Here is a 15,087-nt window from a genome sequence, read left to right as displayed (position 1 = left end):
GGTCACCCTCACGGCGCCCGCCTCGTGTGGAGTTGTGGCCCTCTCCGCGCCACAACTCCACACCCCGACCGCAGCCGACCCGCCGCCCGCGAAGCTGACGCAGACACTGCCCTCTTCACCGGCGAAACCCACTCAGCTGACCCCCAGCGTCGTTTCAGACCGGCCGAAGCAACTCCCAGCCGCAGCCAGGCCCTCCGGCTGGCTGCCAGTGTCGGTCAAGGCCGGCCCGGGCAACTCCCTGGCGCAGCCGGGCGGGTCGGCTGCCGGTCAGTGTCGGTCAAGGCCGGCCCGGGCAACTCCCTGGCGCAGCCGGGCGGGTCGGCTGCCGGTCAGTGTCGGTCAAGGCCGGCCCGGGCAACTCCCTGGCGCAGCTGGGCGGGTCGGCTGGCGGTCAGTGTCGGTCAAGGCCGGCCCGGGCAACCCCCTGGCGCAGCCGGGCGGGTCGGCTGCCGGTCAGTGTCGGTTTGGGCCGGCCGAGGCAACTCCCAGCCGCAGCTGGGCGGGTCGGCTGGCGGTCAGTGTCGGTCAAGGCCGGACGGGGCAACTCCCGGGCGCAGCTGGGTGGGCTGGCTGGCCGGCAGGGCTGTCTGGACGCGGTTGAGCAGCACTGAGAGTCAGCTGACCACGATTTGCGTGGATCGGCGTGCGCTTACGAGCGGACAGTTCCGCGGCGCATGGCGCATGCGCTGTACCGCTGCCGGGCTGCGAGCTGAGGCCGCGGCGGGCGGCCGTGTAACGGGGTGTTTCACGCCGGGGCGGTGGAGTCGCGGATCACCAGGTCGGTGGCGAGCTCGAGGTGGCGGGCGTCGAGATCATGCTGGTCGAGCATGCGCAGCAGCAGGGTCACGGCCATGCGGCCGAGTTCGGCCAGGGGCTGGCGGACCGTGGTCAGCCGCGGCTCGGTGGCTCGGCTGATCTCGGCGTCGTCGAAACCGGTGATCGACAGGTCGCCGGGGACGTGCCGGCCGCGGTCGCGGGCGGCGCGCAGCGCGCCAACCGCGATCTTGTCGTTGAAGCAGGCCAGGGCCGTCGGCGGCTGCGGGTGGCCGAGCAGGTCGGCGGCAGCCGCGTGGCCGAGCGCGACCGTCGGTTCGATGAAGCGTTGCAGGGCGGGGTCGGGCAGGACGCCGGCGCCGGCCAGGGCGGCGGTCCAGCCGGCCATCCGCGCGTCGGTGACCAGCCACTCGCGGGGGCCGCCGATGAGGCCGACCCGCCGGTGGCCGAGGTCTACCAGGTGGGCCATCAGGGCGCGGGCGCCGGTCAGGTGGGCGGCGGAGACCGCGGCGATGTCGGGTGGCGGGGGCGTGCGCGGGTCCAGCACCACGAACGGGAAGCCCTGGTCACGCAACCGGATCAGGTCGGCGGCGGGCTCGGGCGGGAGGATGAGGATGCCGCCTTCGACGCCGGGGCGCGGGCCGGGGGCGCCGCCGAGGACCGTGGTCAGGCCGCGCCGTTCCAGGGCGGCGACGATCGACGAGACCATCGGCCCGAAATACTCGTCCAGCGGGTACGGGCAGTGCACCTGCACCGCCCCGGCGCGCGGCTGGCGGCCGGCCGCGCGCAGGACCACGTCGCGGGTGTGCGGTGCGACGTTGGTGTGCCCGTTGAGCACGCGGGAAATCGTCGCGATGGACAGGCCGGTCGCGGCGGCCAGCTCGCGTACCGTGCTCACCGGTAGAGCCGCAGGTCAGCGACGCTCCACCAGTTGCCGGCCGCCGCGGTCGTGGTGACTCGCAGATACCGGGCGCGGGTCGGCCGCAGGTCGACGTTGGTCAGCTGGCCCACACCCTGACCGGCGGCCACGGTCCGCCACCTCGTTCCGTCGGTGCTGACCGCCAGCTCCCAGCCGCGGGCGTAGTCGCCGAGGTTGCCGCCGCTGTCGATCGCCACCCGGCGGAACTCCCGCACCCGGCCGAGGTCCACCCGCAGGTGGTGGCCGGGCGCCTGCGCGGCGCCGCTGGACCACCGGGTCGACGCGTCGTCGTCGATCGCCGCCGCGGGTGTCTCGCCGGCCGGCGACGCGGCCGCTGCCGCACCGTCCAGGGAGAGCTGCCGCAGGCCGGCGGCACCGGGCAGCAGGAACGTCGCGAGGGCGCCGCCCGGCAGCGTGTATTCGAAGATCCGCGGTCCGGACGCGACGGCGAACGTACGCGGGCCGTCGTTCTGGTTGTGCACGACCACCGCGACCGACCCGTCCGGGTTGCGGAACGCCACGTCCATGATCTGCCCGTTCCAGCCGGTCGTGCCGAACGACGTGCTGCCGATGCGCACCGCACCGGGCTTCACGAACTTCGCCAGGTGCCCGATGGTGTAGTACTCCGCGTCGGCCCGGAACGTGCCGTCGGGCCGCACGGTCACCAGGCCGGTGCAGGTCTCGCAGCCGCCCAGGTGCGGCCCGCCGGTGTGGTCGAGCGCGAGGTTCCAGTTGACCACCGACTTCGCCCAGTTCCGCGTGGCGCCGATGACCAGGTTGCGGGCGTGCCAGGTCAGCGTTCCCCGGAAGATCTGCTCAGGGGTGTCGTCCGGGCCGTGCGAGCCGGAGCACTCGGTGAACCAGATGCCCTTGTCCGGGTGCGCCTCGTGCAGCGCGCTCTGCGCGGAAGGGTCACCGTAGTAGCAGTGGAACGCGGTGCCGGCCAGCCACTTCGCCGCCGGGCTGTCGAGCAGACGGTACGGGTAGTCGGTCTCCGGATCCGCTCCCGGCGGTGTCGACGCGATATCGCCGGGATGGGTGGCCCAGTTGTGGTCGTACCCGAGGATCTTCGTCCGGGGACTCACCCGGTGCAGCATCGGGCCGAGCTTCGCGATCACGGCGGCGGCGTGCCGCACCGGCAGGTCGGTGCCGGGGTTTCCGCCCGGCCGCCGGTTCTGCGGCTCGTTCTGCACGGTCAGGTAGTCGACCGGAACACCCTCCGCCGCGTACGCCTGGACGAATTTCACCAGGTAGCGGGCGTAGGCGTCGTAGATGCGCGGGTCCTCCTTGAGCTGTCCGCCGACGAGGGAGCCGGACGTCTTCATCCACGCGGGCGGGCTCCACGGCGTACCCAAGATCTTGATGTGGGGTTGAGTCTCTTTGCCTGCCGCGGCAGCGGCAGGATCTGGGCCCGGTCGTGCTTGATGGTGAGGCTGTAGTGCTCGGCCGCGGCGGTGAAGTCGGACGAGCCGATCGGCTGGCGCAGGAAGCTGACGCCGATGCCGGTGCGCGGATCGAAGAGTGAGCGCATCGCCCGGTCGCGCTCGGCGGGGGAGAGCCGGTGCAGCACGGCCGCCGCCGAGTCGGTGATGGACGCGCCGGTGGCGACCAGAAGCAGGGCCAGCAATCGCATGCAACGAGCGAAACATTCCTGTAACACATAGCCAAGGATGGATGTTTACGTTAACATCTGCGCCACATCCCCCAACCGAAAGGCCACGCGATGAACAGACGCGTGTGGGCCGTCGCTCTCCTGGTAGCCGCCCTGCTGGTGGCACCGGGCGCGCCGGCACAGGCGGCAACGAGCAGTTTCCGGGGCGTGAACTGGGCCGACGAGCGGGACAACTTCGTCAACGACGTCCTGGTCCTGGGCGGCCTGAGCACCTCGGACAGCTACGCCACGACGCAGGCGAAAGCCGACGACATCCTCAGCGGGTTCCAGAGCAACCTCGGCGCCAACACGGTCCGGATGCCGGTCAACCACCCGACCGTCTCGGGCGCCTACTGGAACTCGTACGTCGGCGCCATCGACATGGCGAGCAGCAAGGGCATGCGGGTCATCCTCAGTTACTGGGAGAGCTCCGCCGACCGGGACGGCACGGTCGACGACCTGCCGCAGTTCTGGTCGATGTGGCAGACGATCGTGAACCGCTACGCCGGCAACGCCAACATCTACTTCGAGCCGTTCAACGAGCCCTACGCCTACAGTGACGCCGACTGGAAGAACGTGGCCGCGGAGTGGCTCAGCCGGCACGGCAACGTTCCCCGCGGCCGGGTGATCATCAGCGGCGCGGGCTACAACCAGCGGCTCACCACGATCGGCAGCGACAGCCGGTTCGACGGCACGCTGATCTCCCGGCACACCTACCAGTTCTTCGACACCGGACGGCTCACCGAGGACGCCTGGCGGGAGAGCCTGCGGACCAGCGTGGGCCCGTACGCTGACCGGGTTCTGATCACGGAGTTCGGCGCGCCGATGACCGACGGCCGCAACTACAACGCGCCCAGCGCGACCGACAGCTTCGTGGCCTTCATCCGCGGCACCGCCGCGGAGGCCCGATCACTCGGGCTGGGCACGGTCTACTGGCCCGGGGTACGCCCGAACGACTGGTACCGCCTCCAGCAGATCAACGGTTCCGGCACGAATATGACGCTCTCCACGACCAGCGCCTCGGGCCGGGACCAGCTGCGCTACTCGTGGGGCCTGGACGGCGGCGGCAACGCGGTGACTCCCCACTACCGCGTGGTCAACCGCAACAGCAACCGGGTCCTCGACGTGGTCGGCTCCTCGGTCGCCAACAGCACCGAGATCAAGCAGTACGGCTGGAACGGCGGCCTGAACCAGCAGTGGGCGTTCGAGGACCTCGGCACCGGCTACCTGCGGATCGTGAACCGCTACAGCGGGAAGTGCCTGGACGTGGCGTCGGGCTCGACCGCCGACGGCGCGAACGTCATCCAGTACACCTGCGGTTCCGGCACCAACCAGCAGTGGCAGTGGTCAGGCTCGCGGCTGGTCGCGCGGCACAGCGGGAAGTGCCTGGACGTGGTCGGGTCCGGGACGGCCGACGGGGTGGACGTCAGCGTCTACACCTGCCATTCCGGGACCAACCAGCAGTGGACGCAGGTGGCGTCATGAGGCGACTGCTGGCATTGATCACATTGTTGCTGCTGCTGACGCCCGGCGCCGCGCATGCCGCACCGGTCACCGTCACCAACGGTGTGCAGTTCACCGACACGTCCGGGAACGTCGTGCACGCCCACGGCGGCGGCATCCTCAAGGAGGGCAACTACTTCTACTGGTTCGGCGAGAACCGCAACTCCGACAACACCTTCCGCGCGGTCTCCGTCTACCGCTCCACCGACCTGCGCACCTGGGAGTTCCGCAACAACGTGCTCACCCCGTCGGCCGCCGGCGAGCTGCAGGGCGCCAACATCGAACGGCCCAAGGTCATCTACAACGCGTCGACCGGCCGGTACGTGATGTGGATGCACAAGGAGAACGGGCAGAACTACAGCGAGGCCCGGGCAGCGGTCGCGTCGTCGGCCACGATCGACGGGACGTACACGTACCACGGCAGTTTCCGGCCGCTGGGGCACATGTCGCGCGACATCACGCTCTACAACGACGGCGGCACGGCGTACATGATCTCGGCCGCCGACGAGAACTACGACCTGCACATCTACCGGCTGACCGCGGACTATCTGAACGTGGCCACGCTGGTCGGCAACTTCTGGAACGACGCCCACCGGGAAGCGCCGGCCATGTTCAAGCGCGGCGGCATCTACTTCCTGCTCACCTCGGGCGCCACCGGCTGGAGCCCCAACCAGGCGAAGTACGCCACCGCGTCGTCGATCACCGGCCCGTGGACCGGCTGGACGAACGTGGGCGACAGCACCACCTTCCGCTCCCAGCCCACCTATGTGCTGCCGCTCGGCAACGGCTTCCTCTACCTGGGCGACCGCTGGGCCGGGGCGTGGAGCGGGCCGGTCAACGACTCGCAGTACGTCTGGCTGCCGATCACCTTCCCGTCCGCCACCAGCATGAGCCTGAGCTGGTACCCGACGATCACCATCGACACGGCGGCCGGCACGGTCACCGGCAACCCGGTCACCTATCACCGGGTCACCAACGTCAACAGCGGCAAGGTGATGGACGTGATCAACTCGTCGGTGGCGAACAACGCCGAGATCAAACAGTGGGGCTGGAACGGCGGCGCGAACCAGCGCTGGGAGTTCCGGGACGCCGGCGGCGGCTACGTCAACATCGTCAACCAGAACAGCGGCAAGTGCCTCGACGTGGCCTCGTCGTCCACCGCCGACGGCGCGAACGTCATCCAGTACACCTGCGGCGGCGGGACCAACCAGCAGTGGCAGTGGTCGGGTTCCCGTCTCGTCGCGCGGCACAGCGGCAAGTGCCTGGACGTGGTGAACGCCGGCACCGCTGACGGCGCCGACATCCAGCAGTACACCTGCGGAAACGGTACGAACCAGCAGTGGTCCCGCACCGCCTCCTGAACAGCACTGCCCGTCAGCCGGTTGGTCTGGCTGACGGGCAGTGCTCGTTTTGCGGGGCAGAAGCGACGCTGGCGGTCAGCCCGTTGATCGGGCTGACCGCCAGTGCTCGTTTTGTGGGCTGGAGGCGACGCTCGTGGTCAGCCGGGTTCAGCTGCCGGTGATGGACCAGTGCCACGGCTCGGACGGCAGGTTCACGAAGCCGTAGCGGCCGGCATTCGCGGCGAGCCACTTGAACGCCGGGCTCTTGCGGGTGTTGATGCTCTTCCCGCCGGAGGTCAGGTCGACCGCGAGACCGACCTCGTGCAGCGAACGGCCGGGGATGGCGGTCGGAACCCGGCACGAGGAGGCCGGCGCGGTCCAGACGTCCGGGCAGCTGTTCGACTTGCGCAGCGCGATCTGCTGCTCCTTGGTGCGGAAACCACCGCCGGAGATCTTGATGCCGGCGCGGGCCGCGTCGTCGATCATTCGCTGGAACGGGTACGCGACGACCTTGTTGACCGTGACCCCGTACACCTTGGTGGTCTGGGCGACGGTGAAGTTCGCCCGGCTCTGCGTGACGACCTGCCCGCTGAGCGCGGTCGCCTCCTGGGCGAAGGTCGTGCGCAGCGCCGGGATCGACGCGATCCGGCGCTCGGCCTTGGTGACCGCCGCGGTGGCCGCCTGCTGCGCGGTGACTGCCGCGGTGACCTGCCGCGCCGTCGCGCTGTGCGTGGCCGCGGCGGCCGTGCGCGCCGCCGTGCTTTTCTTGACCGCGGCTGCCCGGGTGTGAACGGCAGCCTCCGCGGCGGCCAGGGCCTTCTTCGCCTTGGTGACCCGGGCGGGCTTGCGGGGCCGAAGCTTCTGGGCGGCGGTGACCGCCTTCTTCGCCGCGGCGGCGGCAGTCTTGGCCGTCGCGAGGCGCGTCCGGGCGTTCTGGTCCGTGGTCGTCGCCGTGGCCAGCGCCGCTGCCGCTGCCAGCTCGGCCCGCTGCGCCAGCGCGACGTCCGACGTGCGGGCGGTGACCGCGACCCGCATGGCCGGCAGCGCCGTGGTGAGCTTGGTGGCCTCGATGTCCAGGCCGAGTTTGCGGCGCATCACCTGCGCCCACGTCGTCCCGGCGGATGCCTTGGCGGCCGGCGCCTTCCCGGCCGTCGTCGTGGCGGCGGCCTGCGCCGGCACCGGCGCCGCACCGACGGCCAGCGCCAGGGCCAGAGCCGGGCCGGCGATCCGGGCGATCCTGCCGTTTCCGTTCACGCGGGCGCGTCCCTCCGTCAGCTGCGGACGCCGGTGGCCCGCATGTGAACAGAGGAATCGGTGGTATCGGCCGCCACTTGAGGAGTGACCGGGCGAAAGGATCAGGATGGCCTGGTCAGGCCGCTCGGGAGAGGCGAGTCAGGAGAGCCGGTGAAACGCCGGGCCGCCCAGGTGGCGGCCAGGGCCACCACACAGAGCGCGGCCAGGCTGAGGAAACCGGCGCGGAACGAGCCGGTGGCGTCCTTGACCGCGCCGAGCGCGTACACGAAGGCGAAACTGCCGAGGTTGGCGCAGAAATTGCCGAAACCGCTGATCAGCCCGGCGCGTTGCGCGCCGAGCACCGCCAGGGGTACGGCGAACAGCGGCCCGAAGTAGACCTGCACGAAGACCGACACCAGGGCGACCACCACCAGCACCCCGATCATGCCGGGCACATAGGTGAGCAGCGCCAGCCCGGCGGTGAGGGCGGCCAGGGAACCGCCGATCACCAGCAGGGGACGGCCGATCCGGTCGGAGACGTAGCCGCCGAGGAAGTTGGCCGGGGCGGTCACCGCCGCCCCGAAGGCGGCCACCAGCCCGGCCGCGGTCAGCGACTGCCCGCGGTCGACGACCAGGTAGGTGGGCAGCCAGAAGGTGAAGCCCTGCGCGACGGCGAGCCGGGCGAACTGGATCACCCCGGTCAGCCACATGATCGGGTGCCGCAGCAGGACGGGCAGGTCGCGGATCCGCACACCGTCCGCGGCGGCGGGGCTCGCGCCGGCGCCGGCCCACCAATAGAGGGCCAGCGCGAGCAGGCCGCCGACGGCGAAGAGCACGAACAACAGCTGCCAGCCGAGCGGGCGGACCAGCAGCGGGCCCAGCGAGCTGAGCAGGATGTTCGAGGAGAAGCCGCCGGCCACGTACAGGCCCATGGCGGTGGCCCGGCGGCCGGACGGGAACTGGTGGGTCATCAACAGCAGGCCCGGCGCGAAGACCAGCGCCCGGAAGAACCCGGACAGCGCCTGGTTGACCAGCAGCCACTCGTAGGACGTGATGACCGTGAACAGCGCGGCGAGCACGTTGGTGCCGAGCAGCCCGATCAGGAACAGCCGCCGCGGGGTGAACCGGTCGGCCAGGTAGCCGGAGGGGACCTGCATCAGCGCGTAGACCAGGTTGGTGAGCGCGGCGAGCGTGCCGGCCTGGGTGAAGCTCAGGCCCAGATCCGAGCGGATCAGCGGCAGGAACAGGGCCAGGCCGCCGAAGATCAGACCCTGGGTGCTCTGGCAGACGACCAGCAGCGTGATGATCGAACGCCGCCGCCCGGCGCGGGTCTCGGTCGGCACGCCACGACCGTACCGGTCGATGCCGGTACGGCCGCGGGGCGGGTCGGTCAGGGCTGGACGACCGGGGTGGCGAGGACCGGGCGGGCCGGCCGGCCGGTGGTGGCGCCGACGGTCCGCCAGGCGTCGCGGTCCAGCAGGACGGCGGCGGCGACGAACGTCCAGGCGGCGAGGCCCAGCCACATCATCCGGTCCAAGTCGGCGCCGCCCTCGTACCCGAAGGTGCCGGGAACGAACGTGCCCTGGATGACGTGGAACAGCATGACGATCAGCACGCTGCCGCGGGCGCGGTTGAACAGCCAGCTGTAGACGACGGTGATCACGAAGGTGGTGGGCACGCCCAGCCAGCCGATCGGGTTGCCCTCGGTGAAGTAGACCAGCGGCAGGTGCCAGAGCGCGACGATCACGCCGAGGATCACGGCCGAGGCCAGCGGCGAGCGGATCGCCTGCAGGCGCGGCTGGGCGAAGCCACGCCAGGCGGGTTCCTCGGCGAGCGGACCGTCGAGCGGGTTGACCCAGCGCAGCGCGAACATCATGGCCAGGCTGCCCCAGGCGAACTCGGACAGCGACCACGGGGTGCCGCCCAGCTGGACGTTGGCCCAGGCGGTACCGAAGATCACGGCGAGCGGCAGGCCGACCGCGGCGAGGTAGGTCCACCACGGGACCCGCCAGCGGATCATCCGTACCCCGATGTCGCGGAGCCCGGCGCGGCCCCGCGTGACCGCGGCGACGAGCAGCGCCGAGACGAGCGGAGCGATCGGCAGGAAGTTGGTGTCCGGCAGGACACCGGCCGCGTGCAGCGGCCACGGCGACCAGCCGATGACGAACGTGAGCAGGAAGAACGCGGCAAGCGGGTGACGGCGCATCATGGTGGGCTCCTCAGCAACGGGTATGCCACCACGCTCGCAACGTCACGGCCGGCCCAGTACCCGGCAGCCCGGCCGGCCGTAGGGCGGTTTTCTGGTATGTGCACGGGCCGCATCGGCGACGGCCCGTCCCGGTCTAGCCTGCACGCATCGACGTCATCGCGGCCCGTGCGCCGAGACGTGTGCTGGTGGCGGCGCTGGCAACGGCCGGACTCGCCGCCGCCGCGATGTCGGTCGCCCTCGCGCGCGCCAGTGATCAGCCGGCCGTTCCGGCCGCCCTCTTCGTCTGGATCATGCTTTCGTACGTGGTCAGCGGGCTGATCGCGCGGCGCCGCCGCCCGGACAGCGCATTCGGGCGGCTGCTCGTGACGGCCGGTTTCGGCGCCGGCCTGTCCAACCTGGCCTGGTCGGCGAACCCGCTGCTGTTCACCGTCGGTCAGGCGTGCGACCTGCTGGTCGTGGTGCTGTTCCTGCACGTCTTCCTGGCCTTCCCGACCGGGCGGCTGGCCGGGGCGGCCCGCCCGATCGTCGCCGCCGGCTATGCGGTCTCGATCGGGCTGCAGCTGACCGTGATGCTGCTCGGCGGCTTCGGCGACGACAATCTGCTCGCGGTCGTCGACGCGCCGGCGGCCGCGACCGTGGTGCACGCGGTCGAACTGATCGCGCTGAGCGGGCTGGTGCTCGCCGGGGTCGTCGTCCTGGCCCTGCGGCGGCGTACGGGCGGGCTGCCGCTGCGCCGGTCGGTGCGGCTGCTCGTCGACGCGTTCGCGCTCGGCCTGGTCTCGCTCGCGGTGCTGCTGATCATGGGGCTGTTCGCGGGGCCGGGATTCGTGGTCGTGCAGCGGCTGACCCTCGTGGTGCTCGGGCTCGCCCCGGTCGCGTTCCTGATCGGGTTGCTGGACGCGCGGCTCGCCCGTACCTCGATCGGTGATCTGGTGATGGAGTTGCGTGCCGCGCCGGCCGACCTGCGGCCCGCGCTCGCGCGGGCGTTGCGCGACCCGTCAGTGGAGCTGGTGTACTGGCTGCCGCGCTACCGCAGCTGGGTGGACCACGACGGGGTGCCCGCCGACCTGCCGGAACCGGGCGGGCCGCGGGCCGTCACGATGATCGAGCGGGACGGTGAGCCGGTCGCCGCGCTGATCCACCACGCCGCGCTGACCGAGGAACGCGAACTGCTCGACGCCGTCGCCGCGGCCACCGAGATGGTCCTCGACAACGGCCGGCTGCGCGCCGAACTGCAGGCCAGCCTGGCCGAGGTGCGCGGATCCCGGGCCCGGGTGGTCGAAGCCGGGCGCCGGGAACGCCGCCGACTGGAACGCGACCTGCACGACGGCGCGCAGCAGCGGCTCATCGGGCTGTCGATGCGGCTCGGCGTGCTGGAGGCCCGGCTGGGCGAGGACCCGGCCGTACGCCAGGCGGTGACCGAGGCGAAACAGGAGGTCGCGGCGTCGCTGAGCGAGCTGCGCGACATCGCGCGCGGCCTCTACCCGGCGGTCCTCAGCGGGCACGGGCTCGCCGTCGCCCTGGAGTCGGTCGCCGCGCAGGCGGCGGTGCCGGTGCGCCTGCGGATCAGGGTGCCGCAGCGGCCCGCCGAGGCGGTCGAGGTCGCCGCCTACTACGTGGTCTGCGAGGCACTGACCAACATCGGACGCCACGCCCACGCCACCGGCGCGTCGGTCGACGTCGCGCGGACCGGCGACACGGTGCACGTCGAGATCACCGACGACGGGGTGGGCGGCGCTGACACCGACCGGGGCACCGGCCTGCGCGGCCTCGCCGACCGGGTCGAATCGCTCGGCGGCACGCTGCGCGTCTGGAGCCCGGCGGGCGGCGGCACCCGGGTGCGGGCGGAGCTGCCGTGCGGGTAGCCATCGCCGAGGACAGCGTGCTGCTCCGCGAAGGACTCGCCGGGTTGCTGCGCGACGCCGGATTCGACGTGGTCGCCCGGTGCGGCGATGCCGAGGCGCTGCGGCAGGCCGTCGCCGCGCTCGCCCCCGACGTGGTGATCGTCGACATCCGGATGCCACCCACCCACACCGACGAGGGCCTGCGCGCGGCCGTGGAGATCCGGGCCGCCCACCCGGACATCGGCGTCCTGGTGCTCTCCCAGCACATCGAGCCGGCGCTGGCGATGACGCTGTTCGCCGACTCCGCCGACGGCGTCGGATATCTGCTGAAGGACCGGGTCAGCGACGTCGCCGAGTTCGTCGCCGCGGTCCGCCGGATCGGCGCCGGCGGCGCCGCGGTGGATCCGATCATCGTCTCCGCGCTGGTCTCGCGCCGTCGGCCGGGGGATCCGCTGGGCGGGCTCACCCCGCGGGAACGCGACGTCCTCGATCTGATGGCGACCGGTCATTCCAACCAGGGCATCGCGGACCGGCTGTTCATCACGCTGCGTGCCGTGGAGAAATACGTGTCCAGCATCTTCGGCAAGCTCGGCATCCCGGCCACCGGCGGCGAGTCGCGCCGGGTGCTGGCGGTGCTGCTCTATCTCAAGGACGTCAACGGCGGTGGGTCGCCGACTTGACCCGGTACATCGCGGCGTCCGCCTCGCGCAGCAGATGGTCCGGGTCGACGGCGCCGTCGCCGGAGACCGCGACGCCGATGCTGACACCCACCTGGACGAGCTGCCCGTCGACGTCGACCGGCGCGGTCACCGCCGCCTGCACGGCGTCGCACACCCGGCGGTAGGCGTCCGGCTCGGGGAGCCCGTCGATCAGCACCACGAACTCGTCGCCGCCCAGCCGGGCCACCGTGTCGGTGCGGCGCACCAGGCCGGTCAGCCGGCGGGCCACCTCGACCAGCAGCGCGTCACCGGCGGCGTGGCCGAGACCGTCGTTGATCGCCTTGAAGCCGTCCAGGTCGAGCAGCAGCACCGCGAAGCGGTAGCCGGCCTCGCGGGCGGCCCGCGCCCCGGCCCGGTTCAGCCGGTCCTCCAGCAGCAGCCGGTTCGGCAGGCCGGTCAGATGGTCGTGCAGCGCCGCGGTGCGCAGGCGTTCCTGCAGCACCCGGTAGTCGAGGGCGGTCGCCAGCAGGGCGCCGGAGTGGTTCATCATCTCCCGGCCCGGCGGCGTCGTCGCCTGGATCCGGCCGACCGCGGCGAGCAGGCCCCAATCCCGGACCCGGGTGCGCACCGGGACCACGAAGACGATGTCGCCGGCTGCGCCGTCCGCCCGGTCCAACAGCTCCGCCGGAGGGAACCGGGACACCGGCACCACCGCGTCCGGCGCACCCACCGCGATCCGGAACTCGCCGACCAGCTCCAGCCGGTCCGCCGCGGCCGGCTCCACGCCGGCCGGCCACAGCCCGAGGCAGCCGGCCACCGCCGGCGTCAATCCGAGCCAGTCGAGCGTACGGGCGTCGTGCTCGCGCGTGCCGAGCAGGGAGAGGCCCAGCTCGTACTGGATGTTGAGGGTGCTCTGCAGGTATTGCACCTGGCTGAAGAGGGAGCGGGTGTGCGGTTCGGAGACGGGCAGGCCGGTGCTGGGGCAGCCGCAGGAGTTCCGCCGCTGGAAGACCGTGGGGACTTGGACGATGCGGGCCGCGCTCTCCAGCAACGGCCCGTCGTCCTGGGGCAGCCTGCCCTGCTGCGGTCGGCATTCCTGCGGTCCGGCCTCCTGCGGTCGGCTTTCCTGCGGTCGGCTTTCCTGCGGTCGGCTTTCCTGCCGTCCGCTCTGCTGCCGTCCGCTCTCCTGCAACAGCTTGTAGACGGCGGCGCCCACGTCGTCCAGCGGCTGCCGCACGCTCGACAGCGCCGGCCGCAGATAGGCCGCGTCCGGAATGTCGTCGAACCCGACCACCGCCAGCTCGGCGGGAAGGTCGTAGCCGGCCGCCGTCATCCGGCCGATCAGCCCGATCGCGTTGCGGTCCGTGCCGAGCACGATCGCGGAAGCCGGCATGCCCGCCCGGATCAGCGCGTCGGCGACCGCCTCACCGCCCGACTCGTGGTTGTCGCCGGTGTCGAACAGCAGCTCAGGCTGCGGGGTCAGCCCGTGCGCGAGCAAGCCCTCCCGGTAGCCCTCGTGGCGCTCCCGCAGATCGAAGTGGGCCAGGAACCCGCCGAACGCGATCCGCTCGTGCCCGTGTTCGACAAGGTGGCGGACGGCTGCCCGTACCCCGCTGCGGTTGTCGGCCAGGACCACCGACGCGTCGGCGGTGGCCGCCTCCTGCGCCACCAGGATCGTCGGGAGGCCGGCGCGGAGCGCGCCGGCCACCGGGCCGGCGGCGACCGCGCCGGGCAGCACCACCAGGCCGGACAGATGATCCCACGCCACCGGCCGATCAAAATCGGGCAGACCGCTGCGGTCGGCGCTGTGCGCACCCGGGTTCAGCGTCTGGATCGCCAGCACCCGGTCACCGCCGGCCACGGCCGCCGCGGTGATCCCCTCGATGATCGCGCCGTAGTAGTCCCCGCCGACGAACGGCGACAGAATCCCGAACGTCCGGCCACTCACACCGTCCATGATCCCGCGTCACCGATATCGTGCAGCCGGAAGCGCACATTCGGCTCCCGGCCGCTCTCGGCCGGCATCAGACAGCATGGAGGGGCGATGGCCCGCTACGCGGCCCTGCTGCGCGGCATCAACCTGGGCCGCTCACGCCGGGTCGGCATGGCCGACCTGCGCACACTGCTGATCGAGCAGGGGTACGGCGGGGTCGCCACCCTCCTGCAGAGCGGCAATGTGGTGCTCGATTCCGATCAGCCGGCGGCGTCGTTGGGTCCCGCCCTCGAAGAGGCCATCACGAAGCGTTTCGGGATGCCGGTCGAGGTGATCCTGCGCAGCCGCGACGAGATCGCGCAGGTGGTGGCGCTGAACCCGCTGGGCTCGGTGGCCGACGACGGCTCGCGCTATGTGGTGGCGTTCCTGGCCTCCCCAGCGTCGGAGGACCCCCTGAAGGGCGTCGACACCGGCGACGAGCGGTATGTGCTCTCCGGCGCCGAGATGTATCTGTGGCTGCCCGGCGGCCAGCAGAACAGCCCGCTGATGAAGGCCCTGGCCAAGATCAAAGCCGGCCCGTCAGCGACCGTCCGCAACTGGAATACGGTGGAGAAACTCCTCGCGATGCTGGATCGTCCCCAGGTGTGATCGTCGTCCAGCGAGTCCGGGTGAGGTGGAGCGCCGCCGCCCGCGGAGCCACCCATGCCGCCACGCGTCGCGGCCTCGACCGCCCGATGCTGGTGCCTCCCACCCTGCCCGCCGGGGACCTGATCGTGCACGACGTCCTGGCCGACGAGGCGGCGGGCTATGTCTGGCGCAGCCAGGTGGTGAGCGGTGAGGTAGCCGACCTCGCCCTGCATTTCGCCAAAGCTGGCAACAGTGCCCACCCTCGCACCGCCGCCCGCAACGGCGTCCGCGTCCGCGACGGCGTCCGCGTCCGCGTCCGCGTCCGCGACGGCGTCCGCGTCCGCGACGGCGTCCGCGTCCGCGACGGCGTCCGCGTCCGCGACGGCGTCCGCGTC

General features: G+C 71.8%; 12 protein-coding genes and 1 pseudogene. 6 read left to right on the top strand and 7 right to left on the bottom strand.

The features are described from left to right. Positions 1-745 precede the first annotated feature (745 nt). The 3 genes from AB0F81_RS35450 to AB0F81_RS35440 are packed head-to-tail and all read right to left on the bottom strand — an operon-like array spanning position 746 to position 3,326. A complete protein-coding gene (locus AB0F81_RS35450) occupies positions 746-1,672 on the bottom strand; it encodes a LacI family DNA-binding transcriptional regulator (protein WP_360204398.1) in 927 nt (308 codons plus the stop codon). Next, complete coding sequence (locus AB0F81_RS35445) at positions 1,669-3,018, bottom strand: discoidin domain-containing protein (protein WP_360204395.1); 1,350 nt, start codon at positions 3,016-3,018, stop codon at positions 1,669-1,671. The genes AB0F81_RS35450 and AB0F81_RS35445 overlap by 4 nt, the downstream gene beginning before the upstream one ends. Further along, entirely contained in the window at positions 3,015-3,326 is a 312-nt protein-coding gene (locus tag AB0F81_RS35440) for a hypothetical protein (RefSeq protein WP_360204392.1), read from the bottom strand. The genes AB0F81_RS35445 and AB0F81_RS35440 overlap by 4 nt, the downstream gene beginning before the upstream one ends. Positions 3,327-3,416: 90 nt before the next feature. Here AB0F81_RS35440 and AB0F81_RS35435 point away from each other — a divergent pair, with 90 nt between their 5' ends. Both AB0F81_RS35435 and AB0F81_RS35430 read left to right on the top strand, forming a co-directional pair. Continuing rightward, a complete protein-coding gene (locus AB0F81_RS35435; RefSeq protein ID WP_360204389.1) occupies positions 3,417-4,829 on the top strand; it encodes a ricin-type beta-trefoil lectin domain protein in 1,413 nt (470 codons plus the stop codon). Beyond that, positions 4,826-6,208, top strand: a complete 1,383-nt coding sequence (locus AB0F81_RS35430) for an RICIN domain-containing protein (RefSeq protein WP_360204387.1) — start codon at positions 4,826-4,828, stop codon at positions 6,206-6,208. Before AB0F81_RS35435 ends, AB0F81_RS35430 begins: the two co-directional genes overlap by 4 nt. Positions 6,209-6,355: 147 nt before the next feature. Here AB0F81_RS35430 and AB0F81_RS35425 read toward each other — a convergent pair whose 3' ends face one another. From AB0F81_RS35425 to AB0F81_RS35415, 3 genes are all read right to left on the bottom strand, one after another. Beyond that, a complete protein-coding gene (locus tag AB0F81_RS35425; RefSeq protein WP_360204385.1) occupies positions 6,356-7,441 on the bottom strand; it encodes a M15 family metallopeptidase in 1,086 nt (361 codons plus the stop codon). A 101-nt stretch (positions 7,442-7,542) separates the two neighbouring features. Beyond that, positions 7,543-8,763 carry an MFS transporter gene (locus AB0F81_RS35420; RefSeq protein WP_360204382.1) on the bottom strand — a complete coding sequence of 407 codons (1,221 nt, stop codon included), beginning with the start codon at positions 8,761-8,763 and terminating at the stop codon, positions 7,543-7,545. A 47-nt stretch (positions 8,764-8,810) separates the two neighbouring features. Continuing rightward, on the bottom strand, positions 8,811-9,629 hold the full coding sequence (locus AB0F81_RS35415) for a type II CAAX endopeptidase family protein (RefSeq protein ID WP_360204379.1): 819 nt from the start codon (positions 9,627-9,629) through the stop codon (positions 8,811-8,813). Between the two features lie 185 nt (positions 9,630-9,814). Between AB0F81_RS35415 and AB0F81_RS35410 the strand changes: the two genes are divergently transcribed. Both AB0F81_RS35410 and AB0F81_RS35405 read left to right on the top strand, forming a co-directional pair. Beyond that, on the top strand, positions 9,815-11,494 hold the full coding sequence (locus AB0F81_RS35410; protein WP_360204376.1) for a histidine kinase: 1,680 nt from the start codon (positions 9,815-9,817) through the stop codon (positions 11,492-11,494). Then, on the top strand, positions 11,485-12,153 hold the full coding sequence (locus tag AB0F81_RS35405) for a response regulator transcription factor (RefSeq protein ID WP_360204374.1): 669 nt from the start codon (positions 11,485-11,487) through the stop codon (positions 12,151-12,153). The genes AB0F81_RS35410 and AB0F81_RS35405 overlap by 10 nt, the downstream gene beginning before the upstream one ends. Here AB0F81_RS35405 and AB0F81_RS35400 read toward each other — a convergent pair. Next, positions 12,128-14,080 (bottom strand): GGDEF domain-containing protein, encoded by a 1,953-nt coding sequence (locus tag AB0F81_RS35400; protein WP_360204371.1) that lies wholly within the window; start codon positions 14,078-14,080, stop codon positions 12,128-12,130. The two genes, AB0F81_RS35405 and AB0F81_RS35400, sit on opposite strands and share 26 nt — an antisense overlap. Positions 14,081-14,176: 96 nt before the next feature. Between AB0F81_RS35400 and AB0F81_RS35395 the strand changes: the two genes are divergently transcribed. Beyond that, positions 14,177-14,713 (top strand): DUF1697 domain-containing protein, encoded by a 537-nt coding sequence (locus AB0F81_RS35395; protein ID WP_360204369.1) that lies wholly within the window; start codon positions 14,177-14,179, stop codon positions 14,711-14,713. Between the two features lie 20 nt (positions 14,714-14,733). Then, positions 14,734-15,087, top strand: a pseudogene (locus AB0F81_RS35390) (hypothetical protein); the annotation flags it as partial.

The organism is Actinoplanes sp. NPDC024001, assembly GCF_040638955.1.
In the GTDB taxonomy this organism is placed as follows: domain Bacteria; phylum Actinomycetota; class Actinomycetes; order Mycobacteriales; family Micromonosporaceae; genus Actinoplanes.
Note: the sequence above shows the minus strand (reverse complement) of the source record. Positions and strands in the feature narration are given on the sequence as shown.